A 26547-nucleotide genomic window follows, 5' to 3' on the forward strand; every position below is an offset into this window, starting at 1 on the left:
GGAGAAATCCCCATGTTGCATATCTTCTGTCCTCACTGCGGCGAACTGCGCTCCGAAGAGGAATTCCACGCATCCGGCCAGGCGCACATCCCGCGTCCACTGGATCCGACCAATTGCACCGACGAGGAGTGGGGCGACTACATGTTCTTCCGCGATAACCCTCGCGGTCTGCACCACGAGCTGTGGGATCACGTCGCCGGTTGCCGTCAGTACTTCAATGCCACCCGTGACACCGTGACCTACGAGATTCTCGAAACCTACAAGATCGGCACCAAGCCACAATTCACCGACAAGACCGATAGCCCGAAAGCGGCCGCCACGGCTCTGGGAGAGAAGGTATGAGCCAGATCAATCGCCTGTCCAACGGCGGACGGATCGACCGCAACAAAGTGCTGAGCTTCACCTTCAACGGCCAGAGCTACAAAGGCTTTGAAGGCGATTCCCTGGCCGCCGCCTTGCTGGCCAACGGTGTCGACATCATCGGTCGCAGCTTCAAGTATTCCCGTCCGCGCGGCATCTTTGCCGCCGGCGCCGAAGAGCCGAACGCTGTGCTGCAAATCGGCGCGACCGAAGCCACGCAGATCCCGAACGTACGCGCCACGCAACAAGCGCTCTATCAAGGTCTGGTCGCCACCAGCACCAACGGCTGGCCGAGCGTGAACAACGACATGATGGGGATTCTCGGCAAGGTCGGCGGCAAGCTGATGCCGCCGGGCTTCTACTACAAAACCTTCATGTACCCGCAATCGTTCTGGATGACTTACGAGAAATACATTCGTAAGGCTGCCGGTCTTGGCCGCTCGCCGACCGAGAACGACCCGGACACCTACGACTACATGAACCAGCACTGCGACGTGCTGATCGTCGGCGGTGGCCCCGCTGGCCTGGCCGCTGCACTGGCGGCTGCCCGCAGCGGTGCACGCGTAATCCTCGCCGATGAACAGGAAGAGTTCGGCGGCAGCCTGCTCGATTCCCGCGAAAGCCTCGACGGCAAGCCTGCCAGCGAGTGGGTCGCCAGCGTCATCGCCGAGCTCAAAGACACCCCGGACGTGCTGCTGTTGCCGCGCGCCACGGTCAACGGTTACCACGACCATAACTTCCTGACCATTCACGAGCGCCTGACCGATCACCTCGGCGACCGCGCCCCGATTGGCCAGGTCCGTCAGCGCATCCACCGGGTTCGCGCCAAGCGTGTAGTGCTGGCGACCGGCGCTCACGAGCGTCCGCTGGTTTACGGCAACAACGACGTGCCGGGCAACATGCTCGCCGGCGCTGTGTCGACTTACGTGCGTCGTTACGGCGTGGCACCGGGCAAGAAACTGGTGCTGTCGACCAACAACGATCACGCCTATCGCGTTGCTCTGGATTGGCTCGACGCCAGCCTGCAAGTCGTGGCGATCGCCGACGCCCGCAGCAACCCGCGTGGTGCGCTGGTGGAAGAAGCACGTGCCAAAGGCATTCGCATCCTGACTGGCAGCGCCGTGATCGAGGCCCGCGGCAGCAAGCACGTGACCGCCGCTCGCGTTGCCGCGATTGATGTGAAAGCACACACCGTGACCAGTCCTGGTGAGTGGCTCGATTGCGACCTGGTCGCCAGCTCCGGCGGTTACAGCCCGGTGGTTCACCTGGCGTCGCACTTGGGTGGCAAGCCGATCTGGCGTGAAGACATCCTCGGTTTCGTACCGGGTGAAGCACCGCAGAAACGCGTGTGCGTCGGTGGCATCAACGGCGTCTACGGCCTCGGCGATTCCCTGGCCGATGGTTTTGAAGGCGGCGCCCGCGCCGCTGCCGAAGCCGGTTTCAGCGGGGTCGAAGGCACCTTGCCGAAAGCCCTGAGCCGTCTGGAAGAACCGACGTTGGCGCTGTTCCAGGTGCCTCACGAAAAAGGCACCGCACGCGGGCCGAAGCAATTCGTCGACCTGCAAAACGACGTCACCGCGGCCGCCATCGAACTGGCAACCCGCGAAGGCTTCGAGTCGGTCGAGCACGTCAAACGCTACACCGCACTGGGCTTCGGCACTGACCAGGGCAAGCTCGGCAACGTCAACGGTCTGGCCATCGCCGCCCGTTCGCTGAACGTGACCATCCCGCAGATGGGTACCACCATGTTCCGCCCGAACTACACGCCGGTCACCTTCGGTGCTGTAGCCGGTCGTCATTGTGGGCACATCTTCGAACCTGTGCGTTTCACCGCGCTGCATCACTGGCACGTGAAGAACGGCGCCGAGTTCGAAGACGTCGGTCAGTGGAAGCGTCCTTGGTACTTCCCGAAAAACGGTGAAGGCCTGCACGCTGCCGTTAAACGCGAATGCAAAGCCGTGCGCGACAGCGTCGGCCTGCTGGACGCTTCGACCCTCGGCAAAATCGACATTCAGGGCCCGGATTCGCGCGAGTTCCTCAACCGCATCTACACCAACGCCTGGACCAAGCTCGACGTGGGCAAGGCCCGCTACGGCCTGATGTGCAAAGAAGACGGCATGGTGTTCGACGACGGCGTCACCGCTTGCCTCGCCGATAACCACTTCGTGATGACCACCACCACCGGCGGCGCTGCACGCGTGCTGCAATGGCTGGAAATCTACCACCAGACCGAATGGCCAGACCTGAAGGTGTACTTCACTTCCGTGACGGATCACTGGGCAACCATGACCCTGTCCGGACCGAACAGCCGCAAGCTGCTCAGCGAAGTCACCGACATCGACCTGAGCAACGAAGCGTTCCCGTTCATGACCTGGAAAGAAGGTCTGGTCGGCGGTGTGCCGGCGCGGGTGTTCCGGATTTCGTTTACCGGTGAACTGTCGTACGAAGTCAACGTGCAAGCCGACTACGCCATGGGCGTGCTGGAAAAAATTGTTGATGCTGGCAAACAGTACAACCTGACGCCATATGGCACTGAAACCATGCACGTTCTGCGGGCCGAGAAGGGTTTCATCATCGTCGGGCAGGACACTGACAGCTCGATGACTCCGGACGACCTGAACATGGGCTGGTGTGTCGGTCGCACCAAACCATTCTCGTGGATCGGTCAGCGTGGCATGAACCGCGAAGACTGCGTGCGTGATCAGCGCAAACAGTTGGTCGGTCTGAAGCCGATCGATCCGACCAAATGGCTGCCGGAAGGTGCGCAACTGGTGTTCAACACCAAGCAAGCGATCCCGATGACTATGGTCGGTCACGTCACCTCCAGCTACTTGCACAACTCCCTGGGCTATTCGTTTGCCATGGGTGTGGTCAAGGGCGGCTTGAAGCGTATCGGTGAGCGAGTATTCGCACCGCTGGCCGATGGCAGCGTGATCGAAGCGGAAATCGTTTCTTCGGTGTTCTTCGATCCAAAAGGTGATCGCCAGAACATCTGACACAGCGATTCCCTGTGGGAGCGAGCTTGCTCGCGATGGCGGCAACGCTGCTTCCACAGGGAGTACAAAAAGAATTCAGGACAGGTGCTTTATGACCACAGCCAATGTTTACCAACAACGCCCAACCACCGGGGCCAAGGCCGAGTCGTCGCTGCATCACGCCGACCTCGCCAGCCTCGTGGGCAAGGGTCGCAAAAGCGCCGGCGTGATGGTGCGTGAGAAAAAACTCCTCGGCCACCTGACCATTCGTGGCGATGGCCATGATGCTGCGTTCGCTGCCGGTGTGCACAAAGCCCTCGGTATCGAATTGCCGGGCGCGCTGACCGTCGTCGTCAAAGGCGAAACCAGCCTGCAATGGATGGGGCCGGATGAATGGCTGCTGATCGTGCCGACCGGTGAAGAATTCGCCGCCGAGCAAAAACTGCGTGAAGCGCTGGGCGACCTGCATATCGCGATCACCAACGTCAGCGGTGGCCAGCAGCTCCTTGAACTGAGCGGCCCGAATGTGCGCCAGGTGCTGATGAAGTCCACCAGCTACGACGTGCACCCCAACAGCTTCCCGGTCGGCAAGGCAGTCGGCACCGTGTTTGCCAAGTCGCAACTGGTGATCCGCCATACCGCCGAAGACACCTGGGAACTGCTGATTCGTCGCAGCTTCTCGGATTACTGGTGGCTGTGGTTGCAGGATGCGGCCGCTGAGTACGGGCTTAGCGTCCAGGCGTAACACAGCGTTGAGGTCATGACTGCTGTTGTGGCGAGGGAGCTTGCTCCCGCTCGGCTGCGCAGCAGTCGTAAAACCTGAATCCGCGTTCCTTCTGAAGGAATGCGGTTGCTGATTTGGGGTCGCTTCGCAACCCAGCGGGAGCAAGCTCCCTCGCCACAGAGTTCTCTCTGATCACAGATGTAGCAGCAGGAGTCACCGCACTATGAGCCGCGCCCCAGACACATGGATTCTGACCGCCGACTGCCCAAGCGTTCTCGGCACCGTGGACGCGGTGACCCGCTTTCTGTTCGAGCAGGGCTGCTACGTCACCGAGCACCATTCCTTCGATGATCGGCTCTCGGGCCGTTTCTTCATTCGCGTGGAATTCCGTCAGCCCGACGGCTTTGACGAACAAGCCTTCCGCGCAGGGCTCGAAGAACGCGGCCAAGCCTTTGGCATGATCTTCGAACTCACTGCGCCGAACTACCGGCCAAAAGTGGTGATCATGGTCTCCAAGGCCGATCACTGCCTCAACGATTTGCTCTACCGCCAGCGCATCGGCCAGTTGTCGATGGACGTGGCCGCCGTGGTTTCCAACCACCCGGACCTCAAGCCGTTGGCGGAATGGCACCAGATTCCGTACTACCACTTCCCGCTGGACCCGAACGACAAACCGTCGCAGGAGCGTCAGGTCTGGCAGGTGATTGAAGAGTCCGGCGCCGAACTGGTGATCCTTGCCCGTTACATGCAAGTCCTGTCGCCAGAGCTGTGCCGCAAACTCGACGGTAAGGCGATCAATATCCATCACTCCCTGCTGCCGGGTTTCAAGGGCGCCAAGCCCTATCACCAGGCCTACAACAAGGGCGTGAAACTGGTCGGCGCCACGGCGCACTACATCAACAACGACCTGGACGAAGGCCCGATCATCGCCCAGGGCGTAGAGGCCGTGGACCACAGTCATTACCCCGAAGACCTGATCGCCAAGGGGCGGGATATCGAAGGGCTGACCCTGGCCCGGGCCGTTGGTTATCACATTGAACGACGGGTGTTTTTGAACGCGAACAGAACGGTGGTTTTGTAGCGTATTGAAGACCGCCAAAAGATCGTCCGAACGCGGCCCGAACCTTCGGCAGCTCCTACAGGGATATGCGATCGGCGTAGGAGCTGCCGAAGGCTGCGATCTTTTGACTTACCGAGCAATCAACGCGCCGCCGATCTATGGCGACGCGACCGCTACATAAAAACAACAGCGAGGTGAAAGCATGTCTGGCAATCGTGGTGTGGTGTATCTCGGCAATGGCAAAGTCGAAATACAGAAAATCGACTATCCGAAAATGCAGGACCCGCGCGGCAGGAAGATTAATCACGCTGTCATCCTGCGTGTGGTTTCCACCAACATCTGTGGTTCCGACCAGCACATGGTGCGCGGTCGTACTACGGCTCAAACCGGCCTGGTATTGGGTCACGAAATCACCGGTGAAGTGATCGAGAAGGGCAGCGACGTCGAGAACCTGCAGATCGGCGACCTGGTGTCCGTCCCGTTCAACGTCGCTTGCGGGCGCTGCCGTTCCTGCAAGGAAATGCACACCGGTGTCTGCCTGAGCGTTAACCCGGCGCGTCCGGGCGGTGCTTACGGTTATGTCGACATGGGCGACTGGACCGGCGGTCAGGCTGAATACGCGATGGTGCCGTATGCCGACTTCAACCTGCTGAAACTGCCGGATCGCGATCGCGCGATGGAAAAAATCCGCGACCTGACCTGCCTCTCCGACATCCTGCCGACCGGTTACCACGGCGCAGTGACGGCCGGCGTTGGCCCGGGCAGCACCGTGTACATCGCCGGTGCCGGACCGGTCGGTCTGGCGGCTGCCGCTTCCGCTCGCCTGTTGGGCGCGGCCGTGGTGATCATTGGTGACGTCAACACCGTCCGCCTGGCGCACGCCAAGGCTCAGGGTTTCGAAATCGCCGACCTGTCCCTGGACACCCCGCTGCACGAACAAATCGCTGCACTGCTGGGCGAGCCAGAAGTGGATTGCGCCGTCGACGCCGTGGGCTTCGAAGCGCGTGGCCACGGCCATGACGGCGTGAAACACGAGGCTCCGGCCACTGTGCTCAACTCGCTGATGGGCGTGGTTCGGGTCGCCGGCAAAATCGGTATCCCAGGCTTGTACGTGACTGAAGATCCGGGTGCAGTCGACGCAGCCGCGAAGATGGGCAGCCTGAGCATCCGCTTCGGTCTGGGCTGGGCCAAATCCCACAGCTTCCACACCGGCCAGACGCCAGTGATGAAGTACAACCGCCAGCTGATGCAGGCGATCATGTGGGACCGCATTCACATTGCCGACATCGTTGGCGTGGAAGTCATCAGCCTGGATGACGCGCCACGTGGTTATGGCGAGTTCGATGCGGGCGTACCGAAGAAGTTTGTGATCGATCCGCACAAACTGTTCAGCGCAGCGTAAGGCTTCACGCAAAACAAAACGGCGACCTTCGGGTCGCCGTTTTTTATGGCTGGAACGATCATTAAAGGGCTGCCAACGCCCCTTGATACAACACCGGCCCCGTTGGTTGCCCCGTCGGCGAACCGCCCTTCGGTTCAAGACTGACCGCCAACGCAATCGGTTTGCCGATCAACGTCTTCTGCGCATCGCTCAACTCTACGCGCCCCTTACCGTCAGCCGGAATCACCCCAAGTGAAATCGGCTTGCCATCCGCCGGAATCGCCCACAACTCCAGACTGCGCCCCGGATCAACCGCCGCCAGAGTCAGTGGCTCGACCTTCAGGTAGTTCTCGTGCGCTTCAACCTTCAGCGCAGGCTGCGCGTCGGCAGTCAGCAGCGTGGCGCTGAAACGCGCGCTGTCGCGGTTATAGATCACACCCAACGTCACGGCGATCACCAGCGAGCAAACCGCCGCCGTCACTCGCAACCAGCTCCAGAACCGACGTTTTTCCGGCATGTGCAGCACTTGCGGCTCAATCCGCGCCGTAATTCCCTGCCACACCCGCTCCGGCACCGGCTGCTCGGGCAGTGCGTCGGTCAAACTGCTCAGGTTTTCCTGCCACTGCGCCAGTTCCGCGCGCAATGCGGCGTCCTCCAACAACAACTGTTCGAAACGCCGACGAGCGGCAGAAGGCATCAAACCAATGGCGTAATCGGCGGCGAGGGCGCGGCGCAGGGTGGGGGTTTGATAGTTCATGATTCAAGGCACCTGCGCAGTCGCTCCATACCGCGGCGGATCCAGGATTTCACCGAGCCCAGCGGCGCGGCCAGGTGTTCGGCGAGCTCAGAGCAGGACAACCCCTGAAAGTAAGCCACGGTGATCGATTGACGCTGCATGCCGTCGAGGCTTTCCAGGCACCGGTTCAAGGCGTTGGCCTCACGGGCACGGCTTAGCTGTTCGTGGGCCGAAGGGCTTTCATCCACCAGCGCCTGTTCTTCAAGGTCGCTCAACGGCCGGTCGCGGTGTTTGCGCAACTGATCGATGGCCTGATGACGGGTGATGTTGATCATCCAGGTCAGCGGTGCCGACAGATGCGCCTCGTAGCGCGAGGCGTTGTTCCAGATGCGCACGAAGCTTTCCTGCAGCACTTCTTCAGCCAGATCCGGCCGCCCCATGAAACGCAGCGCTACGCCATGCAGCCGTGGGCCGACGCTGCGGTAAAGCGTCTCGAAAGCGCGGCGGTCGCCCAGTGAACACTGGGCCAGAAGCTGCCTGAGCTGATCGGCGTCGGCGATGTGTATGGCAGTTCTCCAGGCAATCGAGGTGGGCTGCGTGAGGTATCGGTTGCAGGCAGAGGTTAGTTCACGGTGCGCGGTTGTTCCATTCACGGGCGGCCACCTCGAAAAACCGCCGACCCCGATGTGCAGGGTCGGCGGCACCCCTCAGCTTTTCGGCATCAGTACTTTGTCGATGACCTGAATCACGCCATTGGACTGGAACACGTCATAGGTGGTGATGTCGGCGACGTCACCTTTTTCATCCTTGATGGTGATGTTGTGCGGGCCGTTCATCATCGCCCACAGCTTGCCGCCTGCGACGGTGGTCAGTTCGGCCTTGCCGCCACCGGCCTTGATCTTCTCGGCCAGGGTCATCATGTCGAGTTTTCCGGCGACCACGTGGTAGGTGAGGACGTGAGTCAGGGTCGCCTTGTTGGCGGGTTTGAGCAGGTTGTCGACAGTACCCGCCGGCAGCGCGGCGAAGGCCGAGTTGACCGGGGCGAACACGGTGAACGGGCCTTTGCCCTTGAGGGTATCCACCAGGCCAGCGGCTTTCACGGCGGCGACCAGGGTGGTGTGGTCGGCGGAGTTCACCGCGTTATCGATGATGTCCTTGCTCGGCATCATGCTCTGGCCGCCGACGATGACCGCGTGGCCCGTGTCTGCCGCTTGCACGGTGTTCAGGACGAATCCGCCACCAAGGGCCAGGATCAGCAGGCTGGCCATCAACGGCGTTTTGATCGAAGTGCGTTTCATGGTGATGATCCTCGTGCAGGGAATCGGCCAGGAAGGTCTGTCCGTGCTTGATATACGCGGGCGGGGCCAGACGGGATGCAGCGCGACTGCATTCTTTTTTGATGTGGACCTGTAGGAGCTGGCGAAGCCTGCGATCTTTTGATCTTCAGCGCATTCAATTCCGCCAACAATCAGGATCAAAAGATCGCAGCCTTCGGCAGCTCCTACAGAATCCGCGACAAACTCACTGGGCTGGGAACAATCCATGGGGATGCCAGTCCAACACACGGTTTTTCGCCGTCCATTGCCGGGCGGTTTTCATGGCACATGAGGATGTCTGAATGAAGATTTCACGCGGTTTTGCACTGGCTTCGCTGATGTGTCTGGCGCCCAGTCCGGTCTTTGCTCAGTTCAGCCTGTTCGATGCGGCCAATGCCCTCTCCGGCACGCAGAACGATGACGCCGCCGCGTCCGCGCCGACTGTGACGACCGCGCAGACGGCCGGTCTGCTGAGTGCGCTCAGCCAATTGAACGTGACACCAGAACAAGCCATTGGCGGTGCCGGGGCGATGCTCGGTCTGGCGAAGAATCAATTGAGCTCGACCGACTACTCGGAGTTGTCCAAAAGCGTGCCCGGCATCGACTTACTGTCGGGTGGCGGCGAACTGGGCCTCCTCAGCGGCTTGCTTGGCTCGTCCGGTAAAGCGGCAGGTCTGGACAACGTCTTGGGCAACGTGAATAACACCAACGACCTGAACAGTGCCTTCAGCGCATTGGGCATGGACACTGGCATGATCGGCCTGTTTGCCCCCGTGCTTCTGCAATTTTTCGGTCAGCAGGGCGTCGGCGGTTCACTGCTGCAAAACCTGGGCGGGATCTGGGGCGCAGGCACCGGTAGTTGATTCAGCGGCGCGCGGCGCGCAATGCGTCGATCCTTCTCGATCCAGAGCTGGTTGACCCAGTTCTGGATGGTTTCGCGGGTCTTGAAGTCGATGATAACCCTCGGCACGTTGCCGCTGATCAGCAATGATAAGCAGCTTCGGACGGCAGGCCAAATCGGCGACGACGAATGTTTCACCTTCGAACCGCTAACCTCCCAGAGTTATGAGATCTCTGTGGCGAGGGAGCTTGCTCCCGCTGGGCTGCGAAGCGGCCCCAAAACCATGCACTTCGATTTTTCAGGTACACCCTGTGAGCCGTACTACGACTGCTGCGCAGCCGAACGGGAGCAAGCTCCCTCGCCACAAGGGTTGTACTGAACCAACTATCGTTGTTTTTTGCGGTCTAGAATTTGGCCTCTGTGCCCCAATTTCCTCAAGGAAGCCCATTACGTGAAATCCCTCCTTGCACTGCTTTCCCTCGTGGCCCTGCCGGTCCTGGCTGCTGAGCCGACCCTGTACGGGCGCTATGAATACATCGCGCTGCCGGAAATCGGTGGTGAAGTCCTCAAGGCCAAGATGGACACCGGCGCCCTGACCGCGTCGCTGTCGGCCAAAGACATCGAAACCTTCACCCGCGATGGCGACGAGTGGGTGCGCTTCCGCCTCGCCACCAAAGGCGCGAGCAACAAGGTCTACGAACACAAGGTCGCGCGGATCAGCAAGATCAAGACCCGCTCCGAAGAAGACGAGGACGACAAGGAAGCGGTCGAGCCCACCAAGCGTCCGGTGGTTGATCTGGAACTGTGCCTGGGCAACGTCAAGCGCACCGTTGAGGTCAACCTCACCGACCGCAGCAGCTTCAACTACCCTTTGTTGATCGGTGCCAAAGCCTTGCGTGAGTTCGGCGCGGCGGTGAACCCGGCACGGCGCTTTACGGCGGACAAACCCGACTGCTGATTTCAAGTGGTCTCATTGACGTGACGTGAGCCTTGGGGCACCGTTCGCCCACTTAACTCCCGGGCTCGGACGCCATGCCTCATATCCTGATTGTCGAAGACGAAGCGGCGATTGCCGACACCCTGATTTTCGCCTTGCAGGGCGAGGGCTTCACCACCACCTGGCTGAGCCTTGGCGCCGCTGGGCTTGAGCATCAGCGCCAGACTCCGGCCGACTTGATCATTCTGGACATTGGTCTGCCGGACATCAGCGGCTTCGAGACCTGCAAGCAATTGCGGCGTTTCAGCGAGGTGCCGGTGATCTTCCTCAGCGCTCGTGATGCTGAAATCGATCGCGTCGTGGGCCTGGAAATCGGTGCCGACGATTACGTGGTCAAGCCGTTCAGCCCACGGGAAGTGGCGGCGCGGGTCCGGGCGATTCTCAAACGCATGGCGCCGCGAGCGACCGCCGCGGTGTCATCGGCGCTGTTTCGCATTGACAGCGAGCGGGTGCAGATCAGCTACCGCGGTCAGCTTCTAACCCTGACCCGCCATGAGTTCCGTCTGCTGCAATCCCTGCTGGACCAACCCGAACGGGTCTTCAGCCGCGAGCAATTGCTCGATGCGCTGGGCGTCGCCGCCGATGCCGGGTACGAGCGCAGCATCGACAGCCACATCAAGAGCGTGCGCGCAAAATTGCGTCAGGTGAAGGCTGACGCAGAACCGATCCAGACCCATCGCGGCCTCGGCTACAGCTACAGCCCGGGGCGTAGCTGATGCCGCTGGGGATCCGGATTTTTCTGGTCTACGTGCTGTTTATCGGCCTCACCGGCTACTTCGTGCTGAACACCGTGATGGAAGAAATCCGTCCAGGCGTGCGCCAGTCCACCGAAGAAACGCTGGTCGACACCGCCAATCTCATGGCCGAAATCCTGCGAGACGACTTCAAGGCCGGCACCCTGAATCAGAACCGCTGGCCCGAGCTGCTCAAGGCTTATGGCGAACGGCAACCGAAGGCGAACATCTGGGGATTGCCGAAGAACCAGGTCAACCACCGGATCTACGTCACCGATGCCAAGGGCGTTGTGGTGCTGGACTCCAGCGGTGTGGCAGTGGGGCAGGATTACTCGCGCTGGAACGATGTTTTACTGACCCTGCGAGGCGAATACGGCGCTCGTTCCAGCCGCAGCGATCCGGACGATCCGAACTCCTCAGTGATGCACGTCGGCGCCCCGATTCGCGACAACGGCCAGATTATCGGCGTGGTTACCGTCGCCAAACCCAACAGCTCGTTGCAGCCATACGTTGATCGCACTGAGCGGCGATTGCTTGCCTGGGGTGCCGGGCTGATCGGCCTCGGTCTGCTGTTTGGCGCGTTGTTGTCCTGGTGGTTGAGCGCGGCGCTGCGGCGATTGACGGCTTATGCACAGGCCGTGAGTGAAGGCCGGCGGGTCGAGGTTCCGCACTACCGTGGCGGCGAGCTGGAGCAACTGGCGACTGCGGTGGAGCAGATGCGTACGCAGCTAGAAGGCAAAGCCTATGTCGAGCGTTACGTGCACACATTGACCCACGAACTGAAAAGCCCCCTGGCGGCGATTCGCGGCGCAGCGGAGTTGCTGCAAGGCGAGATGCCGCTGGCCCAGCAACAGCGTTTTGTCAGCAACATCGACAGCGAAAGCGCGCGGATGCAGCAGTTGATCGAGCGCCTGTTGAATCTGGCCCTGGTCGAGCAACGCCAAGGGCTGGAGGAACGGGTGGCGGTGCCGCTGGCGAAGTTGGTAGATGATTTGCTGAGCGCTCAGGCGGCGCGCATCGAAGGCAAGCAGTTGCGCGTGGAACAAACCATTGCAGTGGATCTGGTGCTGACCGGTGAACCGTTCCTGTTGCGTCAGGCGCTGGGCAATCTGCTGGAGAACGGTTTGGATTTCACCCCGGCTCAGGGTTTGTTGCGATTCAGCGCCGAACGCATTGGGGAGCAAATTGAGTTCAGGTTGTTCAACCAGGCTGAGGCCATTCCCGACTATGCGTTGCCCCGACTGAGCGAGCGCTTCTATTCACTGCCGCGACCGGACAGCGGGCGCAAGAGCACGGGGTTGGGGCTTAACTTCGTTGAAGAGGTGGTCAAGTTGCATGGTGGAGCGGTGAGCATTGGTAACGTCGACGACGGCGTTGAAGTGACTTTGCGCCTGCCTTAAAACCGAGTCGCTTCCATCGCGAGCAAGCTCGCTCCCACATTGGGCTTCGGTTGTGAATTACATCTGTGAACTCACCCAGATCCCTGTGGGAGCGAGCTTGCTCGCGAAGGGGCCGGCCCAGTCTCCACACACTCTCCACATTCCTCCCATAAATCCCCCACACACCCCTCCCAGACTCTCCCCATCCAAACAGGGAGAGTCCCATGAACCGCAGCCTGACCATAAAACTCGGGGCAATTGCCCTTCTCATTCTGTTGTTGCTGATCCCGCTCCTGATGATTAACGGCGTGATCCAGGACCGCCAGCAACTGCGCGACGGTGTCCTCGAAGACATCGCCCGCAGTTCCAGCTATAGCCAGCAACTGAGCGGGCCGCTGATGGTGGTGCCGTATCGCAAAGTGGTGCGCACCTGGAAGCTCAACGAGAAAACCAACGAGCGTTACCAGGAAGTGGGTGAAGAACGCGGCCGTTTGTATTTCCTCCCGGAGCGCTTCGAACTCGACGGCCAGGTCCAGACGGAACTGCGTTCCCGGGGCATTTACGAGGCGCGTCTGTTTCATGCAGACAACCGCATCAGCGGGCATTTCTCGCTCCCGGCTCAATTGGGTATCAAGGAGGATTTCGCCGATTACCAGTTCGATCAGCCGTTTTTGGCGGTCGGAATCAGCGACATTCGCGGCATCGAAAACGCCCTGAAACTCGAACTCAATGGCCAGAAACTCGACTTCGTCCCCGGCAGCCAGGTGGGCTGGTTAGGGGAGGGTGTGCATGTCACCCTGCCGGCGCTCGACGCGAAGCAAGCTACAGAATTGGCCTTCGGTTTCGACCTGCGACTGCAAGGCACTGGCCAGTTGCAGATTCTTCCGGTGGGCAAAACCAGCAAAGTATCGCTGGCCGCCAATTGGCCGCATCCGAGTTTCATCGGCAACTACCTCCCGGCCCAGCGTGAAGTCAGTGATCAGGGTTTCACCGCCAATTGGCAGACCTCGTTTTTCTCCACCAATTTGCAAGAGTCCTTGAGCAGCTGCGTGTCCGGCGGCGGTTGCGAAGCCTATACCGGCCGCAGTTTCGGGGTGAGCTTCATCGACCCGGTGGATCAGTACCTGAAAAGCGATCGGGCCATCAAATATGCGTTGCTGTTTATCGTCCTGACCTTCGCCGGTTTCTTCCTCTTCGAAGTGCTGAAAAGCCTGGCGGTACACCCGGTGCAATACGCGCTGGTAGGCGTGGCCCTGGCGTTCTTCTACCTGCTGTTGCTGTCACTGTCCGAGCACATCGGCTTTGCCCTGGCGTACCTGCTGTCGGCGGGCGGCTGTGTGTTGTTGATCGGTTTTTATGTCTGCCACGTGCTGCGCAGCGTGCGTCACGGCTTGAGTTTTTCGGCGGGATTGGCGGCGTTGTATGGCTTGCTCTATGGCTTGCTCAGTGCAGAGGATTACGCGTTGTTGATGGGTTCGCTGCTGTTGTTCGGATTGCTGGGCGTGTTCATGGTGCTGACCCGCAAGCTGGACTGGTATGGGATTGGACAGAAGTCGGCCAAGCCGCTGGCGTTTGATATGGGAGCGGTGGAATGAGCCGGTCGTTGGGGTTGCGTGAGGATCAGCGGGAAGGAGAGGTGTTGGCGACGCTGATTTACAGGTTGTTTCCCGAAAGATCAAAAGATCGCAGCCTGCAGCTCCAGGAGCACGCGTTCGGCGTAGGAGCAGCCGCAGGCTGCGATCTTCTGAGGCCGGCATGGCCGGCCAAAGATCAGACCTTCGGCATAGTCGCCAGCATCGAGGCCCGCTGACTCACCTCGAAGTACCAGTTCGCCAGCTTCGGATTCGTCGTGCGCCATTCCAGATCCGGATGGCGCAAATCCAGGTAGCCCAACGCACAGGCAACACTGATCGCCGCCACATCGAAATGGCTGGTCAGCTCGGCAATCGCGTCGACTTCCAGCAATGCCAGGCCGCGACGAATCTTCTCGCGCTGGCCATCGAGCCACTCGTCCCAGTGTTTTTCCGGGGCACGCAGGGCGACTTCATAACGAATCAGCACCGCGGCGTCCATGATCCCGTCGGCCAGGGAGGCCAGGGTCAGGCGCCGCCAGCGGGCCGAGCCGTTTCGCGGTATCAGCGGGTTGCCGACGTGCTGGTGGTCGAGGTAATCGAGGATCACCCGGCTGTCATGGATGACGTTGCCATCGGCCAGGCGCAAGGCCGGAATTTTACCCAGCGGATTGTCTTCGTTGAGTATCAGGTCCGGGCTGACTGGTGTGAGCACGCAGTCTTGCAGCGCCACGCGGTCCTGTTGACCGGTTTCGTGCAGCAGCACCATGACTTTGCGAACGAAGGGCGATAAAGGATTGTGGAACAGGGTCATGCTGGCGGCGGACATGGCAGCGTCTCGGTATGGGGCAGTGCTGGGCAGCATAGCGCGTGGATCACGCAACAGGTTCGGTGTTGTTATCGGCGTTGCAGCAGGCCGCGCAGGGCGAGGATTGTGGGAATGCCCAGGCCCAACCAGCTCAATGCGTCCCACACGCCATCCCCCAGCAACGCGGCAAACAACCCCGCGGCGCTGAGCAGGGCGATAACCGTTGGGGTGGAAAAGACCTTCCAGAAATTCGACTGCCGCGGCCTCATGCTGGACTCTCCGCGTTCTCGAGCACCGGTTTCGCCGCCTTGCGCCGCACCACCCACAGGTAAACCCCGCTGCCGAGCACGACGATGGTCAGCACGTCCAGCGTCGCCCAGAGGATCTTCATCGGCATGCCACCGTAATCACCGAAGTGCAACGGTTGTGACATGCCCATGGCGTCCATGTACCACGGGCGTTCGGCCACGGCGGTGACTTGCAGGGTGCTGGCGTCGATCAGCACCGGTGTCAGCAGGTGCGAGGTCAGGTGAGTGCTGCCTTTCATGAACACCGCGTAATGGTGTTCGCTGGAGAAGCGTGTGCCGGGGAAGGCGATGAAGTCCGGCTGCGTGCCCGGTGCGACTTCCTTGGCGATGTCGAGCAAGCGGGTCGCAGGCGCCAATTGTGTCAGTGGCGGCGCATCGCGGTACGGCGCGACCATCGCGCTCAGGCTGTCGTTGCGCCACGCGGCGATCAGCAGGTCGGCGCAGGCGCTGATGACGCCGGTGACACCGACCACCAAGGCCCAGGTCAGGGTTACCACGCCGATCAGGTTATGCAGATCGAGCCAGCGCAGACGGGTGGATTTGTCCTGGCGCACGGTGGCAAATGTCAAACGCCGCATGAACGGCAGGTACAGCACCGTCCCGGACACAATCGCCACCACGAACAGAAGGCCCATGAACGCCAGCAGCAACTTGCCCGGCAGACCGGCGAACATGTCCACGTGCAGGCGCAACATGATCATCATGAAGCCACCGTTGGCCGACGGCATTTCCAGCGCTTCGCCGGTGCGGGCGTCGAGCATGAAGGTGTGAGACGAATTCGGTTCAGTGCCGGCGGTGGCCGCCATGATTGTGATCGCGGCGTTGGGCTCTTCTTCGTCAAAGCCGAAATACTGCATGACTTCGCCGGGACGATGCTGTTCAGCCGCCTGCACCAACTGCTGCAAATTCAGCAGCGGGGTGTCCGCCGGCATCGCCTTCAATTCAGCGGCATCGCCCAGCAGGTGGTCGATCTCGTGATGGAAGATCAATGGCAGGCCTGTCAGCGCGAGCATCAGCAGGAACACGGTGCAGATCAGGCTGGTCCAGGTGTGGACGAAGGACCAGCGGCGAATTGTTTTACTTTTCATTTCATAGCCTTCAGAAATACCAAAGCCGTCCATGTCGGACGGCTCGGGTCTTGGGCGTGTCAGGTCAGGCCATTACCACTTGTAAGTGGCACTGGCGACGACGCTGCGTTGGTCGCCGTAGTAGCAGTAGAAGCTGTCGCACGTGGAGATGTAGTCCTTGTCGAACAGGTTGGTGGCATTCAGTGCCAGGGAGGCGCCTTTCAGGCTGTTGTCCAGACGGCCCAGGTCGTAATGAACCGCGGCGTCGAACACCGTGTAGGCGTCAGCCTTGCCGAGCGAGGTATTGCCCTGGTCGCCGTAGGTATTGCCGGTGTAGCGAGCGCCGGCACCGATGCCGAAACCGTCCAGCACACCGTTGTGCCAGGTGTAATCGGCCCACAGCGAAGCCTGTTGGTTGGGCATCAGTTGCAGGCGATTGCCTTTGAAATCGCCTTTCTGCACTTCGGATTTGGCCAGGGTGTATGCGGCGATGACCTTGAGGTTCTCGGTCACGTCGGAGACGGCTTCCAGTTCCAGGCCTTTGACTTTTACTTCACCGGTCTGGCTGGTGATCGAAACGCCGTTCGAGTTGGTCGTGGTGACGGAGACGTTTTTCTGGGTCAGGTCGTAGACCGCAGCAGTCAGCAGGGTGCTGCTGCCAGGCGGTTGGTACTTGATGCCCAGTTCCCACTGTTTGCCTTCAGTCGGTTTGAACGAATCGGTCGGCGATGCCGTGGCGTTGCTGGTCGGCTGGAACGACTCGGCGTAGGACAGATAAGGCACGAAGCCCGAGTCGAACACGTAGCTGATCGCCGCGTTGCCGCTGAAGTTCTTGTTCCGTTCGGTGTTGGTGGCGTCGCCTTTGTTGAAGAATTTGGTGCCGGTGTGGACCCAGTCTTCACGACCACCCAACGTCAGACGCCATTGGTCGAGGGCCATTTGGTCCTGAACGTACAGGCCGGTCTGGTAGGTCTTCTGGTTGTAGTCGTAAAACGCCGCCGAACGCGGCGGACGAACGATGGGTTGGCCATAGATCGGGTTGTTGACGTTGGTGGTCAGACCGTCGCCGAAGATCGAGGTGTAGTTGGTGTTGGTGCGCTGGTGATCGAGGCCGATCAGCAGGGTGTGACGGATGTCGCCGGTCGCGAAGTCGCCCTGGAAGTTGTTGTCCACGGCGAACTGGCTGATGTCCTCGTCGACACTGGTGCTCGAGCGGCCAACGTTGCCGTCGGCATCGACCTGGGTGAACGGGTAGGCGCCGGGGGTGAGGGCCTGGAAGGACAGGTCCGATTTGGTGTAGCGCAGGTTCTGCTTGAACTGCCAGACATCATTCAAGCGATGTTCAAAGGCGTAGCCCAGTGCGTAATAGGTGCGGTCGTAGAATTCCCAGTCCGGGTCGCCCAGGTTTTTGTGATGGGAAATCTTGCCGAGCGGTGAATGGATCCTGGTGCCTTGCACCGGCAGGAACTGGCTGGTGATGCCGGTATCGTCACGGGTGAACTGGGTGAGCAGGGTGAACCGGGTGTCTTCGTCGATGTTCCAGGTCAGGCTGGGCGCGATGTTGTAGCGCTTGTTGTCGACGTGGTCGATCTGCGTGCCGCTGTCGCGCACCACACCGCTCAAACCGTAGAGGAACTGGCCTTCGTCATCGATCTTGCCGGTGCTGGCGAAGTTGATCTGGCGATGGTTGTCACTGCCGTATTGCACCTGGATTTCATTGCTCGACTCGGCGCTGGGGCGACGGCTGACCATGTCCAGCAAGCCGCCTGGCGGGGTCTGGCCGTAAACCGATGAGGCCGGGCCGCGTAGCAGGGCGAGGCGATCGAGGTTCCAGGTTTCCTGTTTCGGGTTGGCATACACGCCTTTTGGCAGTGGCAGGCCGTCGAGGAATTGTGTCGGTTCGAAACCGCGTACGCGCAGCCAGTCGGCACGGGTGTCGCTGCCGTAGCTGCTGGCGACGATGCCGGGCATGTAGCGCACGGCGTCATCGAGGCTATGCACATTGCGGTCGTCCATTTGCTCGCGGGTGGCGATCGAAATCGAGCGCGGCGCTTCGACCAGCGCGGTATCGGTCTTGGTACCGGCGGCGGTGCGGGTCGCCAGGTAACCTTGCACCGGGCCCCAGGCACTTTCAGTGTTTTCCACGCCAATAACGGCGGTTTCCGGCAGGGCCATCACACCTTGGGGCACGGCCACCAGGCTGTAGGTGCCAGCGCTGCTCTGTTCCAGTTGCAGACCGGTGCCGCGCAAAGCTTCGCGCAGGGCGCCGGCAGCGTCGAACTGACCTTTGACCGGCGCCGAGGTCTTGCCTGCCGCCAGTGAAGGATTCAACGACAGCGCCAGACCGGCCTGGCTGGCGATCTGGTTCAGGGTGCTGGCCAATGGCGCGGCCGGCAGGTTGTAGGCGCGAACGCTGGACGCCTGTTCAGCGGCGATCAGCTGACTGCTGGCCAGAGGGGCACAAAGGGCAATGGCAATCGCCAGCAAGCTGGGGCGCAACAAGGTGTCTAGCGAGCGGGACATACAGCGGCTCCTGAATGGAAATATTTCTCAATTGCCTAGGTGCCGAACGAGAATTCAAAAGTGATAGGGCTGATTGAAAATAATTTCGATTCAGTAAGTGGTCGTTTGTGGCGCGATCACTTGATCTCAGTCTTTGCCGATACCGTCACCCACCACGGCGTGTGCTGTTCGATCTGCACCGGCAGGGTCGGCAGCAGGGCGCTCAGGGCCAGATCGGTGTCGTGCAGCGGGAAGCTGCCGGTGATGCGCAGGTCGGCGATTTCTGGAGCAACGCCAAGATGTCCGCGTCGATAACGACCGAGTTCATGGATCAGGTCTTCCAGCCGTGTGTTGTCCACCACCAGCATGCCGCGGGTCCAGGCATCGGCGCCGAGGTTGAGCGCGACGATCGGCCCGAGGCCATTGCTGCGCATCAGGACTTGTTGGCCTTCACGCAGAATCTGCTCTTCAGGACTCGACTCGGGATGGGCGGCCACCGCTGATTTCAGCACGCTCAGGCGCGTACCTTCTTCTTCACGCTTGACCAGGAACCTTGTCCCCAGTGCACGCATGCTGCCTTCGCGGGTTTCGACGATAAACGGCCGAGCGTCGCCATGGCCGGTTCCGACGAGGATTTCCCCTTCCTGGAGGATGATCAGCCGTTGTTTTTCATCGAAACGTACATCCACGGCACTGTGGGTGTTGAGGTTGAGCAGCGTGCCGTCGGTCAGGCGCAGGGTGCGTTGCTCACCGGTGGCGGTGCGCTGGTCGGCCAGCCAATAGTCGATCGGTAGATAACGATCACCGGCGAACAACGCCAACCCGATCACCGCGACGATACTGGCCACGCCGCTGCCGAGTTTGCGCACTCGACGGCGGATGCTTTCGCGCGATTGCAGTAACGCGGTGCGGGCCGGGCCGCTGGCAACGCTGAAGCGCTGGTCGAGCATGCCCAGTTGGCGCCAGGCTCGCGCATGTTCTTCGTGGGCGGCGTGCCATTTGGCGAACTCTTCGCGTTCCACCGGGTTGCCGGAATCCAGGGACAACTGCCAGGCAATCGCGGCATCCAGCACCTGCGCGGAGACGGGTTTGGAGCTGACCGGACTCATATCGGCTCCCCGTACAACGCGATGTAGCACTGACGAATGCCTTGGGCCAGATACTGACGCACCCGCGGTACTGACACACCCAGACGCTCGGCGATTTCGGCGTGGCCGAGGCCGTCGAGACGGTTATAGAGAAACGCCGCCCGGGCTTTGCTTGAGAGCTTGCCGAGCAGGTGGTCGATGGCTTTGAGGTCTTCGAGGATCAGTTGCTGTTCCTCCACCGACGGTTGTTCACCTGCGGGGATCAGCATCAGTTCGGTGAGGTAGGCCTGTTCCAGCGCGGCGCGGCGGAAATAGTCGAACAGCAGACCCTTGGCAATCGCCACCAGAAACGCGCGTGGCTCGCGCGGTTCCTTCAGCTCTTCACGCCCCAGCAAGCGCACGAACGTGTCCTGACTCAGGTCTTCGGCCCGTTGCGGACAGGCCACATTGCGTCGCAGCCAGGCCAATAGCCAACCGCGATGGTCGCGATACAACGCACCAACGAGCTCACTTTGAGGGCTTTGGACTGACGACACGCAGCATCACCGATTGGGAAGTGTTAACTAACGAGAATTGTTCGCGATTGTGGCAGAGGCGGGGGAGGTAAGCAATTGGCGCTGGTCGGGTGGGGGAAACCAGATTTTTGACCCGCACGGCACCTTGTAGCAGCTGCCGAAGGCTGCGTTCGGCTGCGCAGCAGTCGTAAAATCAGTCACCGCGGTGCATCAGGTGAACCTCGCGGGCAGGGTTGACGACTGCTTCGCAGCCGAACGCAGCCTTCGGCAGCTGCTACAAAGAACTGCGGTGGCTGTCAGAAAGAAGGCGCTCGCTGCCGCCGTTTCCACTGACTCATCCGCTGCTGCAGATTCAACGGGCTATGAATCTGCAGCTGCCGCGCCCGGCTGAACAGAATCAACGCCAGCTCAGCGGTGGCCAACGCATCGGCACTGGCATTGTGGCGCTCGAACACTTCCAGTTTGAACCAGTCGATCCACTCATCCAGACCGGCATCGCGAATGTGCGCCTGAGGGCAAAGCAGCGGTGCGATATCAGCCACATCCAGAAATGGATGCTGCAACTTGTAGCGCAGATGATCTTTCAAGGCGCGCCCGAGCATGTGCTGATCGAACGGCGCGTGAAACGCCAACACCGGGCTGTCGCCAACAAACTCCATGAATTCGACCAGGGCCTGAGCCGGATCGCTGCCCGCGGCAATCGCACTCGGCCCCAGGCCATGGATCAGCACGCTGGGAGCCAACTTCATATCGGCACATTGCAACGTGCGTTCGAACTGCTGGCTGAAATCAATCGCCCCGTCCTCGATCACTACCGCGCCGATGGACAACACCCGATCCCTGTTCAGGTTCAACCCGGTGGTTTCCAGGTCGAGTACTACCCAGCGCTGTTCGCGCAGGCTGCATTCGCCCAGCTCTGCCGCCGAGGGCAAGCGTTGCAGACGTTGTTGGAGTTCGCCGGGAAGGCTCGGACCTGCCGGGCGCAGCCATGAAAACAGGCTCATAGCTGATACCGCAGGGCCAGGCTGCTTTGCAGGCGTTGCGCCTGGCGCAGGGATTCACGCAGGATCCGTCGATCCAGATGATTGAGGCTGTCTGGATCGACCCGATTGGAGTAGGGCAAGTTCTCCCGGGTCTGTAGCTGATGTTGCTGCATGCGGGCTTGCTGGATGAAGTGATAGGCCTCTTCGTACGCGGCACCATCCAGCCGTTCGATGACTTCTTTGTCCACCAGTTGGCGAAAGCGCTCCAGCGTGTTGTTCGCCTCGACCCCATGGGCCAACGCGAGCAGTCGGGCACCGTCGACAAACGGCGTCAGCCCCTGGACCTTCAAATCCAGGGTGGCTTTCTCGCCATTCTTGCGCGCCAGTACGAACTCACGGAAACGCCCCACGGGCGGACGGTTGCGCAGGGCGTTCTCGGCCATCATCCGTTGGAACAGTCGGTTGTCATTCACCTGATCGAGAATGCTCCGGCGCAGTTGCTCGCAGCCTTGCTCGTCACCCCAGACCACCCGCAAGTCGAAATAAATACTCGAACCCAACAGGTTCTCCGGCGTGGCCTCGCGGATAAACGCGGCAAAACGCCGCGCCCATTCGGCCCGAGACAAACACAGTTCGGGGTTGCCGGCCATGATGTTGCCCTTGCACAGGGTGAAGCCGCAGAGCGCCAGGCTCTGGTTGATCTGCTGGGCAATGGGCAGCAATTTGCCGCGAATTTCGGCGGCATGGGCCGCGTCCCGGGCTTCGAACAGAATGCCGTTGTCCTGATCGGTGTGCAGTGTCTGTTCGCGGCGACCTTCGCTACCGAAGCACAGCCAACTGAACGGCACACCTGGGTCGCCTTTCTCGGCGAGTGTCAGCTCGATCACCCGGCACACCGTGTGGTCGTTGAGCAGGGTGATGATGTGGGTGATCTGGGTCGACGACGCGCCATGGGCCAGCATGCGCTCCACCAGTTGACCGATTTCGCCGCGCAGCGCCACCAGGTTTTCTACGCGCTGGGCGCTGCGGATGGTCCGCGCCAGATGCACCAGGTCGACCCGTTGCAGGGAAAACAGGTCACGTTCCGAGACCACGCCGCACAGGCGATGATCCTTCACCAGGCAGACGTGGGCGATGTGCCGCTCGGTCATGGCAATCGCCGCATCGAAGGCGCTGTGGTCCGGCGACAGGAAAAACGGCGCCTGGGTCATGTGCCGTTCGATGGCTTCGTTGAAGTCGTTAGTGCCGTCGGCCACCACATGGCGCAGGTCGCGCAGGGTGAAAATCCCCAGCGGCGCTTGATGTTCGTCAACCACCACAATGCTGCCGACCTGCTGCTCGTGCATCAGGGTCACGGCTTCACGCAGCGGCGTGGCCGGGCTACAGATCACCGGGTGGCGCATGGCCAATTCGCCCAGTCGGGTGTTGAGTGAGTACTGGGTGCCGAGGGTTTCCACGGCTTTTTGCTGGACTTGCTGGTTAACCTGATCCAGCAGGCTGCTCACGCCGCGTAGGGAAAAGTCGCGAAACGCGTTGGAAAGTGCGAACAATTTGATGAACGCCAGCTTGTTCAGCTGTAGGCAAAAGGTGTCTTCGGCCGCGAGGTGTTCGGTGCGGGTTGCACGCTCCCCCAGCAGCGCGGCGAGGGGGAAACACTCGCCGGTGGTGATTTCGAAAGTGGTTTCGGTCCCGCCCTTGGCCGTGTGGGGACGTTCACCCACGACCCGGCCTTGTTTGACGATGTAGAAATGTTCAACCGGGCCGTCGGCGGGCTTGATGATGCACTCGCCGGGGGCATAAAAACGCAGCTGACACTGCTCGACCAGGTACGCGAGGTGGGCGTGTTCCATTTGATTGAAGGGCGGGAAGCGCTGAAGGAATTGCAAAGTGCCCTGGATGTTCTGCAACACCGCGGTTTTCCCTGCCTGTGTGAAGGCGTCCGCTTTACTCATAACCATTACCGCAGTCTTTTTTGAATTGTTGTTGTCGGATGACTACTCATGGTCGGCCCCTGCGTGCAGGGTGCCCATTGGACGTAAGTCTAGGTAGGCAGTGAAGCTGTCGGCATTTGGGATATGTCTGACGCAACTGTGGGAAAAACCTCCTGCATTGGCTATAGGAAAAATTTCCGACGAAGTGCACATTGAAGGTCTGCTTAGCGATGTCTGACGGATGAGCTAGGGAATTGAAATGAAAACGTAGAGTAAGCCATGTCCGACCACGATATTTTGAGTGACGCCGAGCGCGAGGCGCTGAGTGCCGTCATGCAGGAACCTGACCTGCCGCCGCAGCGGGTGCTGATCGTCGACGACGATAAAGACGCGCGTGAGCTGCTGTCGGAGATTCTGGCGCTGGACGGGGTGCGCTGCATGACTGCGGCCAGTGGCGAAACTGCACTCAAGATGTTGGAGACGATGCCATCGATTGGCCTGGTGATTACCGATCTGCGGATGGGAAATGTCGATGGTCTGGACCTGATTCGTCAGGTTCGTGAATCGGTTCGGGCGGCAATGCCGATCATCATCGTTTCCGGTGACGCTGACGTAAAAGATGCGATCGCTGCGATGCACTTGAGCGTGGTCGACTTCCTGCTCAAGCCTGTCGATACCGGCAAGTTGTTGGCGCTGGTCAAGCATGAGTTGGGAATGGATGTGTAAATTGTTAAAGGATCAAAAGATCGCAGCCTTCGGCAGCTCCTACATGGGATTGCGTACATCTGTAGGAGCTGCCGAAGGCTGCGATCTTTTGACTTTGCTTTAAACAGAAAGGCCCTGATCTTTCGATCAGGGCCTTTTTTGTCCGACGTCAGCGCTTAGTTACAGGCCATTGGCAGCCTTGAACTCGCGGCGGCGGCGGTGCAGAACCGGCTCGGTGTAGCCGTTCGGCTGCTTCGTGCCTTCGACCACCAGTTCGACCGCCGCCTGGAAGGCGATGTTGCTGTCGAAGTTCGGTGACAGCGGGCGATACAGCGGGTCATTGGCGTTCTGACGGTCAACCACCGGCGCCATGCGCTTGAGGCTTTCCATGACCTGATCTTCGGTGACGATGCCGTGACGCAGCCAGTTGGCGATGTGCTGGCTGGAAATCCGCAGCGTCGCACGGTCTTCCATCAGGCCGACGTCGTTGATGTCCGGCACTTTCGAGCAGCCCACGCCCTGGTCGATCCAGCGCACCACATAACCAAGAATGCCCTGGGCGTTGTTGTCCAGTTCGTTCTTGATTTGTTCTGCGGTCCAGTCTGGATTGACGGCCAACGGGATGGTCAGGATGTCATCCACCGAAGCGCGTGCACGTTTGACCAGTTCGGCCTGACGGGCGAACACATCGACCTTGTGGTAATGCAGGGCATGCAGCGCAGCAGCGGTCGGCGATGGAACCCAGGCGGTGTTGGCGCCGGCCATCGGGTGAGCGATTTTCTGTTCGAGCATCGCTGCCATCAGGTCCGGCATGGCCCACATGCCTTTACCGATCTGCGCGCGACCTTGCAGGCCGGTAGTCAAGCCGATATCGACGTTCCAGTTCTCGTAGGCGCCGATCCACTTCTCAGCCTTCATGTCCGCCTTGCGAACCATCGGGCCGGCTTCCATGGAGGTGTGGATTTCATCGCCGGTACGGTCGAGGAAACCGGTGTTGATGAACACTACACGCTCGCTGGCCGCCTTGATGCAGGCCTTGAGGTTGACCGTGGTACGGCGTTCCTCGTCCATGATCCCGACTTTCAGCGTGTTGCGCGGCAGACCGAGTACTTCTTCGATGCGACCGAACAGCTCGTTGGTGAACGCCGCTTCTTCCGGGCCATGCATCTTCGGCTTCACGATGTAGACCGAGCCAGTGCGGCTGTTCTTGCGCGAGTTGTTGCCGTTGAGGCTGTGGATTGCTGCGAGGCTGGTGACCAGACCGTCGAGGATGCCTTCCGGCACTTCGTTGCCGTCTTTATCGAGGATCGCGTCGATGGTCATCAGGTGACCGACGTTGCGCACGAACAACAGCGAACGACCATGCAGGCTCAGTTCTTTACCATCGATACCGGTATAAGTGCGGTCGGCATTCATGGTGCGGGTAAAGGTCTGACCGCCCTTGGAGACTTCTTCCGACAGATCACCCTTCATTAGGCCGAGCCAGTTGCGGTAGATCACCACTTTGTCATCGGCATCGACGGCGGCGACGGAATCTTCGCAGTCCATGATGGTGGTCAGCGCGGCTTCCATCAGGATGTCTTTGAGGCCGGCAGCATCGGTCTGGCCGACCGGGGTGCTGGCGTCGACCTGGATTTCGAAGTGCAGGCCGTTGTTTTTCAGCAGAATCGCGGTCGGTGCGGCTGCATCGCCGTGGAAACCAATCAGCTGTGCATCGTTGCGCAGGCCGGTATTGCTGCCGCCTTTAAGGGCGACCACCAGTTTGCCGTCAACGATCTTGTAGCCGGTGGAATCGACGTGAGTGCCGGCAGCCAATGGCGCCGCGTCGTCGAGGAAGGCACGGGCGAAGGCGATGACCTTGTCGCCGCGAACCTTGTTGTAGCCTTTGCCTTTTTCCGCGCCGTCAGCTTCGCTGATGGCATCGGTGCCGTAGAGCGCGTCATACAGCGAACCCCAACGGGCGTTCGAGGCATTGAGCGCGAAACGGGCGTTCATCACCGGAACCACGAGCTGTGGACCGGCCATGCGGGCGATTTCGTCATCGACGTTTTGCGTCGTTGCCTGGAAATCAGCCGCTTCTGGCAGCAGATAACCGATGTCTTGCAAGAAGGCTTTATAGGCCACGGCGTCGTGTGGTTGACCGGCACGGGATTGGTGCCAGCTATCGATACGAGCCTGGATATCACCGCGTTTGGCGAGTAGGGCTTTGTTCTTCGGCGCCAGGTCATGAATAACCTTGTCGGCACCGGCCCAGAACTTATCGGCGGTGAGGCCGGTACCGGGAATGGCTTCGTTGTTCACGAAGTCGAACAGGACTTTGGCGACCTGCAGGCCCCCGACTTGAACGTGTTCAGTCATTGCTTGCCTCACTCTGCTCAGCTATTTCGCTTTTCAGCTCTTCAATTTTGACAATGAAGCCTCTGGCCATTTAAACCACAAACCCGTCTGCCAGTACATGCCCGTTCGGGCGGCTGGGTTCGGTCCAATCAACGGCTTGGATGCCTTGCTGACGGGGCTTTCAGGGTTGCGACTGTGCCTGTGGCAGACATCGATCTAACGTTATGTA

Annotated in this window: 23 protein-coding genes and 1 pseudogene; 11 read left to right on the top strand and 13 right to left on the bottom strand. The window is 60.4% G+C overall.

Annotated elements, in window-relative coordinates:
• The first annotated feature begins 12 nt into the window (after window positions 1–12).
• From ACIQU2_RS11465 to fdhA, 5 genes are all read left to right on the top strand, one after another.
• Window positions 13–342 carry a sarcosine oxidase subunit delta gene (locus ACIQU2_RS11465; protein WP_008147095.1) on the top strand — a complete coding sequence of 110 codons (330 nt, stop codon included), beginning with the start codon at window positions 13–15 and terminating at the stop codon, window positions 340–342.
• Window positions 339–3356: a sarcosine oxidase subunit alpha gene (locus ACIQU2_RS11470; protein WP_403140603.1), complete on the top strand. Its 3018-nt coding sequence runs from the start codon at window positions 339–341 to the stop codon at window positions 3354–3356. The genes ACIQU2_RS11465 and ACIQU2_RS11470 overlap by 4 nt, the downstream gene beginning before the upstream one ends.
• Window positions 3357–3447: 91 nt before the next feature.
• Window positions 3448–4080 (top strand): sarcosine oxidase subunit gamma, encoded by a 633-nt coding sequence (locus ACIQU2_RS11475; protein WP_403140605.1) that lies wholly within the window; start codon window positions 3448–3450, stop codon window positions 4078–4080.
• A 202-nt stretch (window positions 4081–4282) separates the two neighbouring features.
• Window positions 4283–5140, top strand: coding sequence for a formyltetrahydrofolate deformylase (gene purU, locus ACIQU2_RS11480; protein ID WP_131060662.1), 858 nt, complete (start codon window positions 4283–4285; stop codon window positions 5138–5140).
• 181 nt (window positions 5141–5321) lie between these two features.
• Complete coding sequence (gene fdhA, locus ACIQU2_RS11485) at window positions 5322–6521, top strand: formaldehyde dehydrogenase, glutathione-independent (RefSeq protein WP_007947729.1); 1200 nt, start codon at window positions 5322–5324, stop codon at window positions 6519–6521.
• Between the two features lie 61 nt (window positions 6522–6582).
• Here the strand turns inward: fdhA and ACIQU2_RS11490 are convergent, their stop codons facing one another.
• From ACIQU2_RS11490 to ACIQU2_RS11500, 3 genes are read right to left on the bottom strand one after another with little or no spacing between them, the layout of a single operon-like run.
• Window positions 6583–7257, bottom strand: a complete 675-nt coding sequence (locus tag ACIQU2_RS11490) for an anti-sigma factor domain-containing protein (protein ID WP_403140608.1) — start codon at window positions 7255–7257, stop codon at window positions 6583–6585.
• Window positions 7254–7889, bottom strand: a complete 636-nt coding sequence (locus tag ACIQU2_RS11495) for a sigma-70 family RNA polymerase sigma factor (RefSeq protein ID WP_403140610.1) — start codon at window positions 7887–7889, stop codon at window positions 7254–7256. The genes ACIQU2_RS11490 and ACIQU2_RS11495 overlap by 4 nt, the downstream gene beginning before the upstream one ends.
• A gap of 54 nt (window positions 7890–7943) precedes the next feature.
• Window positions 7944–8534, bottom strand: a complete 591-nt coding sequence (locus ACIQU2_RS11500) for a fasciclin domain-containing protein (RefSeq protein ID WP_347802025.1) — start codon at window positions 8532–8534, stop codon at window positions 7944–7946.
• 320 nt (window positions 8535–8854) lie between these two features.
• Between ACIQU2_RS11500 and ACIQU2_RS11505 the strand changes: the two genes are divergently transcribed.
• On the top strand, window positions 8855–9415 hold the full coding sequence (locus ACIQU2_RS11505) for a DUF2780 domain-containing protein (RefSeq protein WP_403140614.1): 561 nt from the start codon (window positions 8855–8857) through the stop codon (window positions 9413–9415).
• Window positions 9416–9435: 20 nt separating this feature from the next.
• Here the strand turns inward: ACIQU2_RS11505 and ACIQU2_RS11510 are convergent.
• Window positions 9436–9537: pseudogene (locus ACIQU2_RS11510) on the bottom strand (acyltransferase); the annotation flags it as partial.
• A 307-nt stretch (window positions 9538–9844) separates the two neighbouring features.
• On the opposite strand from ACIQU2_RS11510, the gene ACIQU2_RS11515 reads away from it, so the two are divergent.
• The 4 genes from ACIQU2_RS11515 to creD all read left to right on the top strand — a co-directional run bounded on the left by ACIQU2_RS11515 (window position 9845) and on the right by creD (window position 14098).
• Window positions 9845–10351 carry an ATP-dependent zinc protease gene (locus ACIQU2_RS11515; RefSeq protein ID WP_033053442.1) on the top strand — a complete coding sequence of 169 codons (507 nt, stop codon included), beginning with the start codon at window positions 9845–9847 and terminating at the stop codon, window positions 10349–10351.
• Between the two features lie 74 nt (window positions 10352–10425).
• Window positions 10426–11106: a two-component system response regulator CreB gene (gene creB / locus ACIQU2_RS11520; protein WP_403140617.1), complete on the top strand. Its 681-nt coding sequence runs from the start codon at window positions 10426–10428 to the stop codon at window positions 11104–11106.
• Window positions 11106–12524: a two-component system sensor histidine kinase CreC gene (gene creC / locus ACIQU2_RS11525; RefSeq protein ID WP_347802022.1), complete on the top strand. Its 1419-nt coding sequence runs from the start codon at window positions 11106–11108 to the stop codon at window positions 12522–12524. Before creB ends, creC begins: the two co-directional genes overlap by 1 nt.
• Before the next feature lie 203 nt (window positions 12525–12727).
• The gene (creD, locus tag ACIQU2_RS11530) at window positions 12728–14098 is read left to right on the top strand and encodes a cell envelope integrity protein CreD (RefSeq protein ID WP_403140620.1); all 1371 of its coding nucleotides are present in this window, start codon (window positions 12728–12730) and stop codon (window positions 14096–14098) included.
• A gap of 175 nt (window positions 14099–14273) precedes the next feature.
• On the opposite strand, the gene ACIQU2_RS11535 is transcribed toward creD, so the two are convergent.
• The 8 genes from ACIQU2_RS11535 to ACIQU2_RS11570 form a co-directional block, all read right to left on the bottom strand.
• Window positions 14274–14903, bottom strand: a complete 630-nt coding sequence (locus ACIQU2_RS11535; RefSeq protein WP_403140622.1) for a glutathione S-transferase — start codon at window positions 14901–14903, stop codon at window positions 14274–14276.
• A gap of 68 nt (window positions 14904–14971) precedes the next feature.
• The gene (locus tag ACIQU2_RS11540; RefSeq protein WP_347802019.1) at window positions 14972–15151 is read right to left on the bottom strand and encodes a hypothetical protein; all 180 of its coding nucleotides are present in this window, start codon (window positions 15149–15151) and stop codon (window positions 14972–14974) included.
• Complete coding sequence (locus tag ACIQU2_RS11545) at window positions 15148–16278, bottom strand: PepSY-associated TM helix domain-containing protein (RefSeq protein ID WP_403140624.1); 1131 nt, start codon at window positions 16276–16278, stop codon at window positions 15148–15150. Before ACIQU2_RS11545 ends, ACIQU2_RS11540 begins: the two co-directional genes overlap by 4 nt.
• 72 nt (window positions 16279–16350) lie before the next feature.
• Entirely contained in the window at window positions 16351–18780 is a 2430-nt protein-coding gene (locus ACIQU2_RS11550) for a TonB-dependent siderophore receptor (protein ID WP_403140625.1), read from the bottom strand.
• A gap of 116 nt (window positions 18781–18896) precedes the next feature.
• Entirely contained in the window at window positions 18897–19868 is a 972-nt protein-coding gene (locus tag ACIQU2_RS11555) for a FecR domain-containing protein (protein WP_403140627.1), read from the bottom strand.
• Entirely contained in the window at window positions 19865–20383 is a 519-nt protein-coding gene (locus tag ACIQU2_RS11560; RefSeq protein ID WP_403140630.1) for an RNA polymerase sigma factor, read from the bottom strand. The genes ACIQU2_RS11555 and ACIQU2_RS11560 overlap by 4 nt, the downstream gene beginning before the upstream one ends.
• A gap of 275 nt (window positions 20384–20658) precedes the next feature.
• Complete coding sequence (locus ACIQU2_RS11565) at window positions 20659–21366, bottom strand: PolC-type DNA polymerase III (RefSeq protein ID WP_403140633.1); 708 nt, start codon at window positions 21364–21366, stop codon at window positions 20659–20661.
• On the bottom strand, window positions 21363–23303 hold the full coding sequence (locus ACIQU2_RS11570) for a putative nucleotidyltransferase substrate binding domain-containing protein (RefSeq protein ID WP_403140636.1): 1941 nt from the start codon (window positions 23301–23303) through the stop codon (window positions 21363–21365). Before ACIQU2_RS11570 ends, ACIQU2_RS11565 begins: the two co-directional genes overlap by 4 nt.
• 252 nt (window positions 23304–23555) lie before the next feature.
• On the opposite strand from ACIQU2_RS11570, the gene ACIQU2_RS11575 reads away from it, so the two are divergent.
• Complete coding sequence (locus ACIQU2_RS11575; RefSeq protein WP_134420510.1) at window positions 23556–24002, top strand: response regulator; 447 nt, start codon at window positions 23556–23558, stop codon at window positions 24000–24002.
• A gap of 159 nt (window positions 24003–24161) precedes the next feature.
• Here ACIQU2_RS11575 and ACIQU2_RS11580 read toward each other — a convergent pair whose 3' ends face one another.
• A complete protein-coding gene (locus ACIQU2_RS11580; RefSeq protein ID WP_403140639.1) occupies window positions 24162–26339 on the bottom strand; it encodes a malate synthase G in 2178 nt (725 codons plus the stop codon).
• Window positions 26340–26547: the final 208 nt, after the last annotated feature.

It is taken from the genome of Pseudomonas sp. NPDC098740, assembly GCF_044760065.1.
In the GTDB taxonomy this organism is placed as follows: Bacteria; Pseudomonadota; Gammaproteobacteria; order Pseudomonadales; family Pseudomonadaceae; genus Aquipseudomonas; species Aquipseudomonas rossensis.